Origin of the sequence: Pseudoxanthomonas sp., assembly GCF_051953815.1 — a bacterium.
Classification (GTDB): Bacteria; Pseudomonadota; Gammaproteobacteria; order Xanthomonadales; family Xanthomonadaceae; genus Pseudoxanthomonas_A.
In genome coordinates, this window is the sequence record NZ_JBQCIJ010000056.1 from 1 (window position 1) to 15494 (window position 15494).

Consider the following 15494-nt stretch of genomic DNA (forward strand, 5'->3'; position numbering starts at 1 on the left):
GAGGACCCGCGGCGCGTTGCGGCCGAAGACGGCGTCGAAGTCGCGCGGCGCCTGCGCAGGCGCGTAGTCGAGCCCGAAGCGCGGCCACAGCGCGTCGAACGCGCGCTGCTGCGCCGGGGTGAAGCGGCCCTGTCGCAGCACGAAGCTGCGCACGGCGCGGTGGCCCGGCTCGATCGTGAAGGGCTTGCGGCCGGGGGCGCGCACCGTGCCGGTCATCCGCCGACGAGGCCGTCGACGGGCGAGGACGCGCTCGCGTAGCGCTTGCGCGGGATGCGGCCGGCGAGGAAGGCGTCGCGGCCCGCCTCGACGGCGAGCTTCATCGCGAGCGCCATGCGCACCGGATCCTTCGCGCCGGCGATCGCGGTGTTCATCAGCACGCCGTGGCAGCCGAGCTCCATCGCCACCGCGGCGTCGGAGGCGGTGCCGACGCCGGCGTCGACGATGATCGGGACCGTGGCTTGCTCGACGATTTCCATGAGGTTGTAGCGGTTCTGCACGCCCAGGCCGGAGCCGATCGGCGCGGCCAGCGGCATCACCGCGACGCAGCCGATCTCCGCCAGCCGGCGGCACAGGATGGGATCGTCGGAGGTGTAGACCATGACGTCGAAGCCGTCGGCGACGAGCTTCTCGGCGGCGGCCAGCGTCTGCACCACGTCGGGATAGAGCGTGCGCTGGTCGCCGAGCACTTCGAGCTTCACCAGCGAATGCCCGTCGAGCAGCTCGCGCGCGAGCCGGCAGGTGCGCACGGCTTCGTCGGCGGTGTAGCAGCCGGCGGTGTTGGGCAGGATCGTGTAGCGATCCGGCGGCAGCACGTCGAGCAGGTTGGGCTCGTTGGGCGATTGGCCCAGGTTGGTGCGGCGGATGGCGACGGTGACGATTTCGGCGCCCGCGGCCTCGGTGGCCAGGCGGGTTTCCTCGAAATCCTTGAACTTGCCGGTGCCGGTGAGCAGGCGGGAACGGTAGGTTTTTCCCGCAATGACCAGCGGGTCGGTGTGGGTATCTTGAGACATCGGCGGATTATCGCCGATCCCGGCCGGACATGCGTGAGCGGAGGCCCGGCCAAGGGGCGCGAAAGCGGGATCGGCGTCGCGGTGGTCATGCCAGTGACGTCCCGCGGTCACCCCGGCGACATATCCGCCGGCCACGATCCGGTCGATCACGGCGCGGCTTCGTTCGCCGCGCGGTCAACCTCCTCCCCCAGGAAACAATCATGCCCATCCGTCTCCACCGCCTCGGCGGTTCGATTCGCTGCGTCCTCGCATCCGGCGCCTGCCTCACCGCCGGGCTGTTGCCCGCCCACGCCCAGGAAGCCGCGACCGCATCGGCTTCCGCCAGCGCCAAGCAGCTGGACGCCATCGTCGTCACCGGTCGCGCCGGCGTGAAGGAGCGGAGCAAGGCCGAGACCAGCTATTCGATCACCGGCATCGATGAAGAGCGCCTGCGCCTGCAGGCGCCGACCAGCGTGACCGAGTCGCTGAAGAGCGTGCCGGGCTTCTGGGTGGAAGCGTCCGGTGGCGAGGCCAGCGGCAATGTCCGCGCGCGCGGCATTCCGGTCGATGGTTTCGGTTCGATCACCCTGCTCGATGACGGCATGCCGGTGCAGCACGATCCGGCGCTGGGCTACCTCAACGGCGATCAGGCGTTCCGCCTGGACGAGACCACCGAACGCATCGAAGTCGTGCGCGGCGGCCCGTCCTCGATTTTCTATTCCAACGCGCCGGCCGGCGCGGTCAACTACATTCCGCGCCAGCCCGGCGATCGCACCGAGGGCGTGTTCAAGTACACCGTCGGCGATTACGGCCTGCATCGCGGGGATTTCTGGGTGGGCACGCCGGTCGGCCAGGACTGGAAACTGTCGCTGGGCGGCTACTACCGCCAGGATGACGGCGTGCGCGATCCCGGCTTCAAGGCCAACGATGGCGGACAGGTGCGGTTGAACCTGGTGCGCGCGCTGGAAGGCGGCAGCCTGTCCTTCGACGTCAAGCACATGGACGACAAGGTGATGCTGTACCTGGGCATCCCGATGCGCACCACCGGCGGCAGGATCCGGGCGGTGCCGGGCTTCGACGGCAACCATGGCACCCTGGCCGGGCCTGAGACCGAGCATGTGCGCATGCGCATGGCCAACGGCGGCATCTACGACTTCGACAACGGCGAAGGCACGCACGTCAAGCGCGATCAGTTCACGGTCAAGTTCGACAAGACCCTCGGCGACTGGCGCTTCGTCGACAGCCTGCGCTACAACGACACCCGGACCCAGCGCAACGGCATGTTCCCGAACGCGCTCCAGAGCGCCAGCTCGTTCCTGTCCAACCGCGACAATCAGGCCTTGCTGGCGCGCTATCCCGGCGCCACCGCGCTGCGGTTCCGCTACACCGGCACGGGCCAGGCCTACGACACCGCCAACCAGAACGGCAACGGCCTGATCGTCATCGGCGGCCTGCGCGGCGTCACCGCGCCGGTCAGGGAACTGATGAACGACGCGCGCGTGTCGCGCCGGTTCGAGTTCGGCGATCAGTCGCATGACCTGAGCTTCGGCTACTACTACGCCAAGGTGGATCAGGATTTCGAACGCTACTCGTCCACGGTCCTGCTGGAGGCGCGCGACAATGCCCGCCTGCTGGACCTGGTGGCGGTGGACGCCGGCGGCAATCCGGTGGCCACGATCAGCGACCACGGCGTCTGGCGCTACGGCTATGAATGGGAGAACGCCAGCGGCCGCTCGCAGACCCACGCGTTCTATCTGGCCGACGAGTGGCAGGTCAACGATCGGCTGCGCATCGATGGCGGCGTGCGCTGGGAGAAGGTCAACGTGGAAGGCTGGGTGGAAGGACGCGTGCAGCCCAACCTCGCCGGCGGCGGTCCGATCACCGACAGCCAGATGTGGACCGGCAATGGCCGGTTCTCGACCTACGACCGCGACTTCGACAAGGTCGGCTGGACCCTGGGCGGCAACTGGCAGTTCGACGAGTACTCCGGCCTGTTCGCACGCTGGACCTCGACCTTCCGCCTGCCCAACCTGGGATCGTTCATCACCAACGCGACCGCCAAGCCGATCATCCAGACCATGGATCTGGGCGAGATCGGCTACAAGTTCACCCACCAGAAGTTCGATCTGTTCGCCACCGCCTTCTTCACCCGGTACGACAACGTCGGCTACAGCAACTACGTGTTCAATCCGAACACCGGCGCATCGACGCAGCAGCAGCTGTTCGCCGATACCCGCACCTATGGCCTGGAGCTGGAAGCGGCCTATTACCCGGTGGACTGGTTCGACATCTCGATGAGCGCGACCGTGCAGGAGCCGGAATACCGCGGGCTGCGCTATACCGAAGTGGTCGCCGGCCAACCGGTGCTGCGCGACTTCGTCGGCAACCAGCTGATCCGGGTGCCGAAGAACAGCCTGCGGCTGGTGCCGGGCTTCAACCTGGCCGGCGGCAAGCTGCGCCTGCAGGCGTCCTACGAACGCCAGGGCGAGCGCTATGTGGACACCGCCAACAGCGTGCGCCTGCCGTCCTACGACGTCATCAACCTCAGCGGGCGTTACAGCTTCGACGATCGCTGGTCGCTGTACGCCTACGTCGACAACCTGGACGACTCGCTGGGCCTGACCGAAGGCAATCCGCGCGCCGGCGAGGTGTCCAGCGGCGACGCCGGCGCCAATACCTTCATCGCGCGTCCGTTGCTGGGGCGTTCGTATCGCCTGGCGTTGATGTACCGCTTCTGATGGTGCGCGCTCGCCGCGCGCCTGTGCCATGCGCGCCGCCGACGCCACGCGTCGGCGGCAGGCGAGGGCGCCGGTACATGGCGGGCGTCGTGGATGGAGGAACACCATGAAATTCCCTCGCTCGATTCTGCTGACGCTCCTGCCGGGTGTCGCGCTCGCGTTCAGCGCTTACGGGGGCGAAGCGCCGGACCGGGTGCTGGAGGGCGCCATCGGAGGCGGCGATCACCAGACCTACCGGCTGCTGCCCTTCGAGGTCCCGGCCGGCACCCGCCGCATCACCGTGGAATTCGAATACAGCGGACGCGAGCGTCGGACCACGGTGGATCTCGGTCTGCTCGGGCCGGACGGCTTCCGCGGCCAGGACGGATTCCGTGGCTGGAGCGGCGGCAACAAGCGGCGCTTCACCGTGGCGGCGACCGACGCGACGCCGTCGTATCTTCCCGGACCGATCACGCCGGGACGCTGGTCGCTGCTGCTCGGGTTTCCCAACGTCCGCGCCGATGCCGACGACCGATTCACCGCCCGCGTCTGGTTCGACGACACCCGCGTCGACGCTCCGCTGCGAACGGGTGCGGCCTGGTACCGCGGCGATCTGCACATGCATGACGCGCACAGCGACGGCGGTTGCGCCAGCCAATCCGGCCAGCGCGTGCCATGCCCGCTGTTCCTGACCGCGCAGGAAGCCGCGCGGCGCGGGCTGGATTTCATCGCGGTCACCGATCACAACACGATGTCCCAGGCCAATGGCCTGCGCGAACTCCAGCCCTACTTCGATCGCCTGCTGCTGATGCCCGGACGGGAGATCACCACCTTCAGCGGCCACGCCAACTGGATCGGCGGCATCGCGCCGCTGGATTTCCGCGTGGGTTCGGCGGAGGTACCGGACTGGAATGCGGTGCTCGCGCAGACGGACGGGCAGGGCATCGTCTCCATCAACCATCCGGTGCGCCCCTCCGGCGAAGCCTGCATGGGCTGCGGCTGGGCGGCGCCGGACAACACCGACCTGTCACGGGTGCAGGCCGTGGAAGTGGTCAACGGCGCCGACGCCGACAGCGAGTGGTCGGGCATTCCATTCTGGGAACGCCTGCTCTCGACCGGGCGCCGGCTGACCGCGATTGGCGGCAGCGACAACCACGACGCCCTGCGCGAGGTTACCGACGCCGGCGGCGCGGCGCTGGGCGCGCCGACCACGGTGGTGCACGCCGATGCCCTGTCAATGCCGGCGATCCTGGAAGGCATCCGCGCGGGCCGGGTGTTCGTGGATGTCCAGGGCAGTCGCGAACGCGCGATGACCTGGGAGGCCGAGACAGGAAACACGCGCGCGGTGATGGGGCAGTCGCTGGCGGTCGCGGCTGGCGGCGAAGTCACCTTCCTGCTGGGCACGGCCTCGGTCGGCGGTGCGACCGCGGAACTGATCATCGACGGCCAGGTCGTCGAACGCCGGAGCATTCCGGCCGGCGCACCGGCGCACGCTTTGCGCTTCAGCTGGCGCGCCGATGGCGCGCGACACTGGATCCGGACCAATGTGCGTGGCCCCGAGGGGCGGCTGTGGCTGCTCGGCAATCCGATCTACATCGAACCGCCGGTGGGCTGAAGCGCGAAAAGCCGGCGGCGCTCAGCCACCGCCGAGCGCGTGGACGATCTCGATGCGGTCGCCGGGCGCCAGCTGGCGGGTCGGGTGCAGCCCGCGGGGCACGATTTCGCCATTGACCTCCACCGCGACCCGGCGCTCGGCCAGGCCCTCGGACTGCAGCAGCCCGGTGATGGTGAGGGCGGGTTCGATATGGCGGGATTCGCCGTTCAATACGATGTCCATGCGCCTATTGTCGCCGCCCGGCCGGATCGGCGCACGTCCCGTTTGCCGCGTTGCAGCGTGAACGCTTCCGGGCTTGGTGGAACGATAGCCCCCATGCGCCGCCGTACGGTAAATGTGAGTCGCGCGCATCCGAGAACAACGACAACGTCTTTTTTATTTGCCCCGGGAGAACACCATGAGATCGACCCAACGGCCCCTGCGCCGCCTGCTGACATTGGCGCTGGCCGCCGCCGCCGTGCCCGCGTTCGCGCAGAGCAGTCCCTTTTCGCAGACCATCTTCTTTGGTGACAGCCTGACCGACAGCGGTCATTTCCGCCCGACGCTGGTGCAGCTCAATCCCGGGGCCGCCGTAGCCGGCCGAGCGACGACCAACCCGGGCTTCGTCTGGTCCGAATTCCTAGCCCAGTACTACGGAACCAATGGCGTCAGCGCCAATCAAGGGGGCACCAACTATGCGGTGAGCGGTGCGCGCACCGGCACCGATGCCACGCAACTGCTCGGCCCGATCACCGTGCCCGTGCCGGCGCTGACGACGCAGCTGGCGAGCTATCTGGGCAGCACCGGTGGTCGCGCCGATCCGCGCGCGCTCTACACGGTCTGGGGCGGCCCCAACGATCTGTTCGCGGCGGTCGCCAACCCGTCGCAGACACCGGCCATCATCGGCCAGGCGGTCACCTCGCAGGTGGCCGTGGTCGCCGGCCTCAAGCAGGCGGGCGCGGAATACATCCTGGTGCCGAACATTCCCGATCTGGGCAAAACCCCGCGTTTCCTCAACAACGCCGGCGCCACCCAGCTCGCGGCCACCTACAACGCCGCGCTCTACAACGGCCTGACCGCGCAGGGCCTGCGGGTGATCCCGCTGGACACCTTCAATTTCCTGCGTGAAATCACCGCGTCGCCGGCGCAATACGGGTTCGTCAACGTGACCTCCCCGGCCTGCGGCAACACGCCATCGACCCTGTGCGTGCCGCAGAACTACGTCGAGCCGGGTGCGGCCGGCACCTACGCGTTCGCCGACGGCGTGCATCCGTCGCTCGCCGCGCACCAGATGCTCGGCCAGTACGCCATTTCGGTGCTGGAAGGCCCCCGCCAGCTGGCGGTGCTGCCGTACACCGCGTCGGTGATCGGACGCTCGCGCGCGGACCGCGTCGCCAGCCACATCGATACCAAGCCGGACGCCGATGGCGTGCGCTGGTGGGGCGACCTGCGCGGCGATTCGCTGCGCTACGACGAAGGCGATTTCGACGGCATCACCCCGACCGGCACCTTCGGCCTGGACTGGACCCGTGGCGACTTCGTGTTCGGCGGCTTCGCCGGCTTCGGTCGCGGCAAGATGGATTTCGGCGACAGCCGCGGCAGCTTCAAGCAATCCGATGCCACCCTCGGCGGCTTCGCCGGCTGGTACCAGGACCGCATGTGGGTGAACGGCCAGATCAGTTACACGTGGCTGTCCTACGACGTGGACCGCGACATCCCGATCGGCCCGGCCACCCGTCGCCACAGCGGTTCGCCGGACGGCAGCAACCTGACCGCGGCGATCAGCGCCGGCTACGACTTCGAGCATGGCCGCCTGCGCCATGGACCGGTCGCCAGTGTCGTAGCCCAGCGCGTCAAGCTGGATGGCTACGCGGAAAGCAACAGCAGCTCGACCGCGCTGACCTACGGCGATCAGGATTTCGATTCGCTGATCGGCAGCGTGGGCTGGAAGGCCAGCATCCAGGCCACCGAGCACACCCGTCCCTACGCGCAGCTGACCTACGACCACGAGTTCGAGGAAGCCGATCGCCAGGTGTTCGCCAGCCTGCAGTCGATGCCGGGCGTGATGCCGTACGCGGTGCCGGGCCTGAACTTCGATCGCAACTACGGCACTTTCACCGTCGGCGCCCGCACGCAGGTGTTCGGCCTGGACGCCGACGTCGGCGCGCGGGTCTCCGCCGGCAAGAAGGACGGCCACGATGCAACCGTGTTCGTCAGCCTGGGCGGCGGCTTCTGATCCAGGCGTCCGCCTGATGCTTTGCCTTGCGGCGCCCCTCGCGGGCGCCGCATTGCATCCGCGCCCCGACACCGCATAGACTCCTTTCCGTGCGGGTGTAGTTCAATGGTAGAACTGCAGCTTCCCAAGCTGCTAACGTGGGTTCGATTCCCATCACCCGCTCCACGTTTTCCTTCCCCTTGCGCCATGTCACCGGGCCGTCATCCACGGCTGCCGGGAGCGTGCGATCCTGTGGGCCTCAGCCGCGGCGACCCGCCATGAAACTGGCCATCCTTTCGCGCAACAGCAAGCTGTACTCCACCCGGCGCCTGGTCGAGGCCGCGCGCGAACGCGGCCACTCGGTGCGCGTGCTGGATCCGTTGCGCTGCTACATGCGCATCGCTTCGCATGGCTTCGCCATGCACTACATGGGCAAGCCCATCGCCGGCTACGCGGCGGTGATTCCCCGCATCGGCGCGTCGGTGACCCGCTACGGAACGGCCGTGCTGCGGCAGTTCGAACTGATGGGCAGCTTCAGCCCCAATCCGTCCGACGCCATCCTGCGCGCGCGCGACAAGCTGCGCGCCCACCAGTTGCTGGCGGCGCAGGGCATCGGGCTGCCGATCACCGTGTTCGGCGACAACCCGGACGACACCACCGACCTGCTGTCGATGCTCGGCCCGCCGCCGCACGTCATCAAGCTCAATGAGGGCGCCCAGGGCGCCGGGGTGATGCTGACCGAGAAGCCGTCGGCCTCGCGCAGCGTCGTCGAGGCGCTGAGGGGGCTGTACGCCAATTTCGTGGTCCAGGAATTCATCGGCGAGGCCGAGGGCGCCGACCTGCGCTGCTTCGTGGTCGGGGGGCGGGTCATCGCCTCCATGCGCCGGCAGGCGCCCGAGGGCGACTTCCGTTCCAACCTGCACCGCGGCGGCACCGCCGAGGCCGCCCCGGCGACGGAGCAGGAGCGGGCCGTGGCCGTGCGCGCCGCGCAGGTGCTGGGCCTGGGGGTGGCCGGGGTCGACCTGATCCGCTCGCACCGGGGGCCGCTGGTCCTGGAGGTCAACTCGACCCCGGGCCTGGAAGGCATCGAGGCGGTCTGCGGCGTGGACGTCGCCGGGGCCATCGTCGACCACCTGGCGGACGGGGCCGCCTGTTCAGCCTGAACGAGCGCCTGAACAGGGTGATTTCACGCAGAATTAACGCGACCTTTAACGGTTTTTTAGTCGAAATCCGCGTAGCCTTGCCCGACCGCTAGCTCTGCGTCTTCCCTGGATTGGGTTACTTCTGGAAAGCACAGGATTACGGTAATCGGGGCACATCTTGGCCCAGGTCGGCGCCCGCCGGCCTGGGCTTTTTCTTGGCGGAAGGCACGGCATCCAGGCCGTGAACGATGCTGGCGGGGCGTGCAGGGAGAATTTGTTAAATTCAGGCCCTCACCTTTGGAACCGTGGCCCGCCGGACGGGTCGAACGGATCCCAACACAGGAACCACCATGCGAATTCTGGTCATTGAAGACAACAGCGACATCGCCGCCAACCTCGGAGACTACCTGGAGGAGCGCGGCCACACGGTCGACTTCGCCGCAGACGGCGTCACCGGCCTGCACCTGGCCGTGGTCCACGAGTTCGATGCCATCGTGCTGGATCTGAACCTGCCGGGCATGGACGGGCTGGAGGTCTGCCGCAAGCTGCGCAACGAGGCGCGCAAGCAGACCCCGGTGCTGATGCTGACGGCGCGCGATTCGCTGGACAACAAGCTGGCCGGCTTCGATTCCGGCGCCGACGACTACCTGATCAAGCCGTTCGCCCTGCAGGAAGTGGAAGTCCGCCTCAACGCGCTTTCGCGCCGCGGCAAGGGCGTGCAGACGCGGGTGCTGGAAGTCGGCGATCTGGAGTACAACCTGGACACCCTGGAAGTGCGCCGGCAGGGCAAGCTGCTGCAACTCAACCCGACCGCGCTGAAGATCCTGCAGGCGCTGATGGAAGCTTCGCCGGCGGTGGTCACCCGGCAGGAACTGGAAACCCGGGTGTGGGGCGAGGAACTGCCGGATTCGGATTCCCTGCGCGTGCACATCCATGGTCTGCGCGCGGTGGTCGACAAGCCCTTCGAGACCCCGCTGATCCAGACCCGCCACGGCATCGGCTACCGGATCGCCGCGCCCGATGGCAACGCCTGACCGGCGGCCCCCGGCCGCCCGACGCGCGGCCAAGTTCCGCCATCGGCTCCGCACCCGCATCATCCTGTCGTTCTTTCTGCTGGGCACGGGCCTGACGGGTCTGTTTGCCTACTTGACCGACGTGACGCGCCAGCGCGTGGAAAACGAACTGGTCGAAGACGTGATGAATCAGAACATCGATAAGTCATGGCAGCTATACCAGCTGAACCCGGACAACGTGGCCTCGCCGGTACAGCAGATGCGTGCCCGCATCGTCAGGCCCGACGGATTCGAGCGCCTGCGCGCCGACCAGCCCGACTGGTACGACTTCAAGGACGGCATCCACAATCTCAGCGGCATCGACGAGAACGGCCAGCCGTATTCGTACAAGCTGGCGGTGCGCAAGACGCCGGAGGCCTGGTTCTTCCTGGCCTACGACATGACCCAGTCGCGCAAGGGCGAAATGCAGCTCAAGCGCTGGCTGTATTTGTCGGTCATCCTGTTCGGCGCGCTGTCACTGATCATCGGCTGGTGGTCCGCTTCCCGCGTGATGAGTCCGGTGTCGAGCCTGGCGCGGCGATTGCGCGCCTACAAGGGCAGCAGCGATCCCCAGCCTCTGGCCCCGCATTTCCCGGAAGACGAGGTGGGTGAACTGGCCAAGGCGCTGGACGACTACTCCGACCGCCTGACCGAAGTGGTCCAGCGCGACCGCGAATTCAACGCCGACGTCAGCCACGAACTGCGCACGCCGCTGGCGGTCATCCGTGGTTCGGTCGAGCTGATGCTGTCGCGCCAGGACCTGGACGAGAAGACCCGCACCCGCATCCAGCGCATCCAGCGCGCCGAACAGCAATGCACCGATCTGATCAGCGCGCTGCTGCTGCTCTCACGCGGCGAACGTGGTCATGGCAATACCGATGTCGCCCGCGTCGCCGAGCAACTGCTGGATGCGCATCGCGCGCAGCTGGGGGGCAAGAAGCTGGAACTTCGCGTGGAGGGCGAAGGCGGGATGACGGTGGATGCGCCCGAGGCGGCCCTTTCGGTCGCGCTGGGCAATCTGATCGGCAACGCGGTCAAGTACACCCCCGAAGGCGAGGTGGTGGTGCGGTTGCTGCCGGCCGCGGTCGAAGTGGAGGATTCCGGGCCGGGCCTGAGCAAGGAGGATGCCGCGCGCCTGTTCGAGCGCGGCTATCGCGGCACCCACGCCGGCCACTCGCAGGGTGGCGGTATCGGCCTGTCGATCGTCAGCCGGCTGTGTGCGCTGTACGACTGGCAGGTGAGCGTGCGCCCCGGTGAACAGAAGGGTGTGATCGCGACCCTGAAATTCTCGCCGATGCGCGAATGAGGCATTGCTGCGTGGGTGCGGGAACGCTTCCGCGCCCAAGCGCTACAGCGTGATCCAGAAACAGTTGTACGCCCTTCGCAGGCCGAACACGGTGCGGGAGGGCGTGGCGCTGTTCTTCAGGGTCTGCTCCAGGCGCAGGCCGACGGGGCGCTGCGGCGTGGTCTGCGGGTAATAGCCGTCGGTGTTGGCGTCGAGCACGCTGCCATCCTCGGCCAGCACCGGCGCGGCGGCACGGATCGGGACGATGTCGATCAGCGGCCGCTGCACCACCGCTTCCAGTTGATCCAGGATGCGGTTGGCGGATGAATCGGAGATGCCGTTCCACTGGTAGATGCCGGCCAGCCGGTTGACGTCATGGGCGTCGACGGCGGCGGTGATCTGCGCGACCAGATCGCTGAGCGTGCGCGAGCAGGTGCCGCGGTACAGGCCGGAGGAACCGTGGACGGAGCCGGAAGCGGGATCGGGCAGGCGATCCATCGCGCCGATGTCCTCGCAGCGCTTGTCGGTGTAGACCGTTTCGCCGGTCATGGTGGTGCAGCGCTGCACTGGCTGCTGGGCCTGCGCGCGTTGGATGCCGCCGGATCCGGCCAGCCAGCAGGCGAACAGCAACAGGAGGACGCATCGCATCGCGCCAGCCTACCGGCCGGCGCGCGATCCGCCAATGCTCCCGGACATCGCGCGGCGCCGACTGGAACGCCGCGCACGTTCGCGCGGTGGCTCAGCGGCCCAGTCGGCTCAGCACGGCCTGGGTCGGCTTGGCCAGGTTGAGGGTGTAGAAGTGCAGGGAAGGCGCGCCACCGGCGATGAGCCGTTCGCACAGGCGGGCCACCACGTCGGCGCCGAACTCGCGAATGCTGTCGGCATCATCGCCGTAGGCCTGCATGCGCTTGCTGATCCAGCGCGGGATCTCGGCGCCGCAGGCTTCCGAGAAGCGCCTGAGCTGCGAGAAATTGGAGATGGGCATGATCCCCGGCACGATCGGGATGGTCACGCCGAGCTTGCGCGCCGCGTCGACGAAGTGGAAATAGGCGTCGGCGTTGTAGAAATACTGGGTGATGGCGCCGTCGGCGCCGGCATCGACCTTGGCCTTGAAGTACTTCAGGTCGGTCAGCGCGTCATCGGATTGCGGATGCGTTTCCGGATAGGCGCCGACCTCGATGTGGAAGCTGTCGCCGTGCTCGGCGCGGATGAACGCGATCAGTTCGGAGGCATAGCGCAGATCGCCCGGATGGCCCATGCCCGAGGGCAGATCGCCGCGCAGGGCGACGATGCGCTTGCAGCCGATGGCGCGGTACAGCTTGAGCAGTTCGCGGATTTCCTCGCGGCTGCCGCCCACGCAGGACAGGTGAGGCGCGGCGGAGAAGCCGTGCTTCTGGTTGAGGTGGCGGACCGTTTCGGAGGTGTAGCTCAGGGTCGAGCCGCCGGCGCCGAAGGTGCAGGAGACGTACTCCGGGGCATGTTCCTTGAGCTTCTCCGCGGTGCGGTCGAGCTGGGCGCGCTGCTCGTCGGTCTTGGGCGGGTAGAACTCGAAACTCAGGGCGGTCATGGGCGGGGCGGGCGATGGGATGGGTGGCATTATATCTCTCCATCAAGATGGATATGCAAACGGGCGGCGGGCGCGGGAGCGGCCACGCGGTACCCTGTGCGGGTTCTTCCAGCGCTTTCGTCCATGTCCATCGTCCTGACCCCGTTCGCCCGTACCCGCCTGTTTCCCCGTGAAATCCGCCGCAACACCATCCAGGACTGCACGCCCGATCAGTTCGAACGCTATCTCAACGCGCATGCGCCGCTGAAGGTGCTGGAGGGCTATGCGCCGTTCTGCAAACTGCACGTGCACGAGAACTGGACCTCCACCCGCTGCCTCACGGTGCCGATCACCGATGCCAACCGCCATCGGCTGCGCTCGGCCTACGAGGCCCGCACCCGCGAGGAGCTGCCGGTGCTGGTGCGCTGGTTCGAGGGCGTGGAGCCGCCGGTGGCGCGTTTTCTGGTGGTGATCCTGTACAGCCGCGAGCAACTGGCCCGCGAAGGCAGTCCTATCGACGCCGACTGGGGCGTGGTCGGTTGCCTGTACACCGCCGAGCCGGAGGAGATTCCGATGGCGCCGATCACCATGATGCGCAATGCGCTGGGGGTGGAGGAGGGCGGATCCGGCACGCCGCTGGATCGCGAGGCCTATCGCCGCGCGGTGGAATTCTGGGAGAACAACGCGAACTGGCGGCCGTAAGTACGGGGACGCGGCGCCGGCTGGAGTGCCTGCCTCAGCGCGCCCGTCCGATAGGGGCGACATCGGCGCCGGTCAGCCGCAGCAGGTCGTCCGGCGCCAGTTCCACTTCCAGCCCGCGACGGCCCGCGCTGACGTGGATCGTCGGCAGAGGACGCGCGCTGGCGTCCAGGAACGCGCGCAGGCGCTTCTTCTGCCCCAGCGGGCTGATGCCGCCGACCAGGTAGCCGGTGGCGCGCTGCGCGGCCTCCGCCGCGGCCATGTCGCAGCGGCGGCAGCCGGCGGCTTCGGCCAATGCCTTGAGATCGAGCTGGCCGGCGACCGGCACGATCGCCACCAGCAGTTCGCGGGCCTCGGTGACCGCCAGCAGCGTCTTGAACACCCGCGCCGGATCCAAACCCAGCTTCTCGACCGCTTCGGCGCCATAGGAGCCAGCGTCGCGATCATGCGTGTACGCATGCACGGCATGGGCGACGCGTTCGCGCCTGAGCAGTTCGATGGCGGGCGTCATGGATGGGGTCCGTGTCTTCGTCGGCGTCCATCCTGGCCGCGTGGCGCGCTCTTGTCTTGAACCGGATTGCGGCGCGCGAACGACAACGGGCGCCCGAAGGCGCCCGTTGCGTTCCGGGACGGATCGACCGGGCGAGCCGATCGAACGCGTTCCGATCAGTAGCGGTAGTGATCCGGCTTGTAGGGGCCTTCCACCGGCACGCCGAGGTAGTCGGCCTGGTCCTGGGTCAGCTTGGTCAGCTTGACGCCGATCTTCTCCAGGTGCAGGCGCGCCACTTCCTCGTCCAGGTGCTTGGGCAGGCGGTAGACGGTCTTCTCGTAGACGTCCTTGTTCGCCCACAGGTCGATCTGGGCCAGGGTCTGGTTGGCGAACGAGTTGGACATCACGAAGCTGGGATGGCCGGTGGCGCAGCCCAGGTTGACCAGGCGGCCTTCGGCCAGCAGGAAGATCGCGTTGCCGTTCGGGAACACGTACTTGTCCACCTGCGGCTTGATGTTGACCTTCTGCACGCCCGGGAAGTTGACCAGCGCATCGACCTGGATTTCGTTGTCGAAGTGGCCGATGTTGCAGACGATGGCCTGGTCCTTCATCGCCTTCATGTGGTCGATGGTGATGATGTCCTTGTTGCCGGTCGTGGTCACGTAGATGTCGGCCGTGCCCAGGGTGTCCTCGATGGTGTTGACCTCGAAGCCTTCCATCGCCGCCTGCAGCGCGCAGATCGGATCGATCTCGGTGACGATCACGCGGGCGCCGTAGGCGCGCAGCGAGTGCGCCGAACCCTTGCCGACGTCGCCGTAACCGCAGACCACGGCGACCTTGCCGGCCAGCATCACGTCCATCGCGCGCTTCAGGCCGTCGGCCAGCGATTCGCGGCAACCGTACAGGTTGTCGAACTTGGACTTGGTGACCGAGTCGTTGACGTTGATCGCCGGGACCAGCAGGGTGCCGGCTTCGGCCAGCTGGTACAGGCGGTGCACGCCGGTGGTGGTTTCCTCGGACACGCCCTTCCAGGCCTTGACCACTTCGGTCCAGTAGCCCGGACGTTCCTTGTGCACGCGCTTGAGCAGGTTCTTGATCACCTGCTCCTCATGGCTGGAAGAGGCGGTGTTGACCCAGTCCGAACCGTTTTCCAGTTCGTAGCCCTTGTGGATCAGCAGGGTGACGTCGCCGCCGTCGTCGACGACCAGTTCCGGACCCTGCTTGCCGCCGCCGAAGCTCAGCGCGTCGAGCGTGCAGTCCCAGTATTCCTCCAGGCTCTCGCCCTTCCAGGCGAACACCGGGGTGCCGGTGGCGGCGATCGCCGCGGCGGCGTGATCCTGGGTGGAGAAGATGTTGCACGAAGCCCAGCGCACGTCGGCGCCCAGGTCCACCAGCGTCTCGATCAGCACGGCGGTCTGGATGGTCATGTGCAGCGAACCGGTCACGCGCACGCCCTTGAGCGGCTTGGCGGCGGCGTGCTTGCGGCGGATGGACATCAGGCCCGGCATCTCGTGCTCGGCGATGTCGATTTCCTTGCGGCCCCAGTCGGCCAGGGAAATGTCGGCGACCTTGTAGTCACCCTCGGTGGAAAACTGGCGTACGGCGTTCATGAATTGCTCCGGTTAGTGGGCGAGCTGGGCTCGCATTCTCGACCGGGCGCCGTTACAGAAAAGTCCTGCCGAGCCTGGCCGTGCGCACTTCCCTGGAAGTCGTCGCGGTCGCAGCGCCCCTCGGCGAGGGCGGCCATTATATCGGCTGTTCCGGA

Annotated in this window: 13 protein-coding genes, 1 tRNA gene, 1 pseudogene and 1 riboswitch; of the genes and pseudogenes, 8 read left to right on the forward strand and 7 right to left on the reverse strand. The window is 67.6% G+C overall.

Annotated elements, in window-relative coordinates:
* Positions 1–216 (reverse strand): annotated as a pseudogene (locus ACTHN1_RS17540) (hypothetical protein); the annotation flags it as partial.
* The gene (locus ACTHN1_RS17545; RefSeq protein WP_440472235.1) at positions 213–1010 is read right to left on the reverse strand and encodes a thiazole synthase; all 798 of its coding nucleotides are present in this window, start codon (positions 1008–1010) and stop codon (positions 213–215) included. The gene ACTHN1_RS17545 and the pseudogene ACTHN1_RS17540, both read right to left, overlap by 4 nt.
* Before the next feature lie 200 nt (positions 1011–1210).
* Here ACTHN1_RS17545 and ACTHN1_RS17550 point away from each other — a divergent pair, with 200 nt between their 5' ends.
* Together ACTHN1_RS17550 and ACTHN1_RS17555 are read left to right on the forward strand one after the other, a co-directional pair.
* The gene (locus tag ACTHN1_RS17550; RefSeq protein ID WP_440472203.1) at positions 1211–3727 is read left to right on the forward strand and encodes a TonB-dependent receptor; all 2517 of its coding nucleotides are present in this window, start codon (positions 1211–1213) and stop codon (positions 3725–3727) included.
* 106 nt (positions 3728–3833) lie between these two features.
* Entirely contained in the window at positions 3834–5321 is a 1488-nt protein-coding gene (locus ACTHN1_RS17555; RefSeq protein WP_440472204.1) for a CehA/McbA family metallohydrolase, read from the forward strand.
* Positions 5322–5342: 21 nt separating this feature from the next.
* Here the strand turns inward: ACTHN1_RS17555 and thiS are convergent, their stop codons facing one another.
* The gene (thiS, locus tag ACTHN1_RS17560; RefSeq protein ID WP_440472205.1) at positions 5343–5543 is read right to left on the reverse strand and encodes a sulfur carrier protein ThiS; all 201 of its coding nucleotides are present in this window, start codon (positions 5541–5543) and stop codon (positions 5343–5345) included.
* Between the two features lie 175 nt (positions 5544–5718).
* Here thiS and ACTHN1_RS17565 point away from each other — a divergent pair, with 175 nt between their 5' ends.
* The 5 genes from ACTHN1_RS17565 (at position 5719) to ACTHN1_RS17585 (ending at position 11015) form a co-directional block, all read left to right on the forward strand.
* On the forward strand, positions 5719–7536 hold the full coding sequence (locus tag ACTHN1_RS17565) for an autotransporter domain-containing protein (protein ID WP_440472206.1): 1818 nt from the start codon (positions 5719–5721) through the stop codon (positions 7534–7536).
* 91 nt (positions 7537–7627) lie between these two features.
* Positions 7628–7701: transfer RNA gene (locus ACTHN1_RS17570), tRNA-Gly, on the forward strand.
* Positions 7702–7793: 92 nt separating this feature from the next.
* Positions 7794–8678: a 30S ribosomal protein S6--L-glutamate ligase gene (gene rimK, locus ACTHN1_RS17575; RefSeq protein WP_440472207.1), complete on the forward strand. Its 885-nt coding sequence runs from the start codon at positions 7794–7796 to the stop codon at positions 8676–8678.
* Positions 8679–9007: 329 nt separating this feature from the next.
* Complete coding sequence (locus ACTHN1_RS17580) at positions 9008–9691, forward strand: response regulator transcription factor (RefSeq protein ID WP_440472208.1); 684 nt, start codon at positions 9008–9010, stop codon at positions 9689–9691.
* Positions 9678–11015 (forward strand): sensor histidine kinase, encoded by a 1338-nt coding sequence (locus ACTHN1_RS17585; RefSeq protein ID WP_440472209.1) that lies wholly within the window; start codon positions 9678–9680, stop codon positions 11013–11015. The genes ACTHN1_RS17580 and ACTHN1_RS17585 overlap by 14 nt, the downstream gene beginning before the upstream one ends.
* Positions 11016–11057: 42 nt before the next feature.
* On the opposite strand, the gene ACTHN1_RS17590 is transcribed toward ACTHN1_RS17585, so the two are convergent.
* Positions 11058–11642, reverse strand: a complete 585-nt coding sequence (locus tag ACTHN1_RS17590; protein ID WP_440472210.1) for a hypothetical protein — start codon at positions 11640–11642, stop codon at positions 11058–11060.
* A gap of 91 nt (positions 11643–11733) precedes the next feature.
* A complete protein-coding gene (metF, locus tag ACTHN1_RS17595; protein ID WP_440472236.1) occupies positions 11734–12561 on the reverse strand; it encodes a methylenetetrahydrofolate reductase [NAD(P)H] in 828 nt (275 codons plus the stop codon).
* 123 nt (positions 12562–12684) lie between these two features.
* Here metF and ACTHN1_RS17600 point away from each other — a divergent pair, with 123 nt between their 5' ends.
* The gene (locus ACTHN1_RS17600; RefSeq protein WP_440472211.1) at positions 12685–13242 is read left to right on the forward strand and encodes a DUF3228 family protein; all 558 of its coding nucleotides are present in this window, start codon (positions 12685–12687) and stop codon (positions 13240–13242) included.
* 34 nt (positions 13243–13276) lie between these two features.
* Here the strand turns inward: ACTHN1_RS17600 and ybaK are convergent, their stop codons facing one another.
* A complete protein-coding gene (gene ybaK, locus ACTHN1_RS17605) occupies positions 13277–13750 on the reverse strand; it encodes a Cys-tRNA(Pro) deacylase (RefSeq protein ID WP_440472212.1) in 474 nt (157 codons plus the stop codon).
* 155 nt (positions 13751–13905) lie between these two features.
* Complete coding sequence (gene ahcY, locus ACTHN1_RS17610; RefSeq protein ID WP_440472213.1) at positions 13906–15339, reverse strand: adenosylhomocysteinase; 1434 nt, start codon at positions 15337–15339, stop codon at positions 13906–13908.
* Between the two features lie 37 nt (positions 15340–15376).
* Positions 15377–15467: riboswitch (S-adenosyl-L-homocysteine riboswitch) on the reverse strand.
* Positions 15468–15494: the final 27 nt, after the last annotated feature.

Excerpts from the sequence above, each read along its gene's own strand:
- ACTHN1_RS17545 (WP_440472235.1), bottom strand. The coding sequence starts at position 1,010 with ATGTCTCAAGATACCCACACCGACCCGCTGGTCATTGCGGGAAAAACC.
- ACTHN1_RS17550 (WP_440472203.1), top strand. The coding sequence starts at position 1,211 with ATGCCCATCCGTCTCCACCGCCTCGGCGGTTCGATTCGCTGCGTCCTC.
- ACTHN1_RS17555 (WP_440472204.1), top strand. The coding sequence starts at position 3,834 with ATGAAATTCCCTCGCTCGATTCTGCTGACGCTCCTGCCGGGTGTCGCG.
- thiS (WP_440472205.1), bottom strand. The coding sequence starts at position 5,543 with ATGGACATCGTATTGAACGGCGAATCCCGCCATATCGAACCCGCCCTC.
- ACTHN1_RS17565 (WP_440472206.1), top strand. The coding sequence starts at position 5,719 with ATGAGATCGACCCAACGGCCCCTGCGCCGCCTGCTGACATTGGCGCTG.
- rimK (WP_440472207.1), top strand. The coding sequence starts at position 7,794 with ATGAAACTGGCCATCCTTTCGCGCAACAGCAAGCTGTACTCCACCCGG.
- ACTHN1_RS17580 (WP_440472208.1), top strand. The coding sequence starts at position 9,008 with ATGCGAATTCTGGTCATTGAAGACAACAGCGACATCGCCGCCAACCTC.
- ACTHN1_RS17585 (WP_440472209.1), top strand. The coding sequence starts at position 9,678 with ATGGCAACGCCTGACCGGCGGCCCCCGGCCGCCCGACGCGCGGCCAAG.
- ACTHN1_RS17590 (WP_440472210.1), bottom strand. The coding sequence starts at position 11,642 with ATGCGATGCGTCCTCCTGTTGCTGTTCGCCTGCTGGCTGGCCGGATCC.
- metF (WP_440472236.1), bottom strand. The coding sequence starts at position 12,561 with ATGACCGCCCTGAGTTTCGAGTTCTACCCGCCCAAGACCGACGAGCAG.
- ACTHN1_RS17600 (WP_440472211.1), top strand. The coding sequence starts at position 12,685 with ATGTCCATCGTCCTGACCCCGTTCGCCCGTACCCGCCTGTTTCCCCGT.
- ybaK (WP_440472212.1), bottom strand. The coding sequence starts at position 13,750 with ATGACGCCCGCCATCGAACTGCTCAGGCGCGAACGCGTCGCCCATGCC.
- ahcY (WP_440472213.1), bottom strand. The coding sequence starts at position 15,339 with ATGAACGCCGTACGCCAGTTTTCCACCGAGGGTGACTACAAGGTCGCC.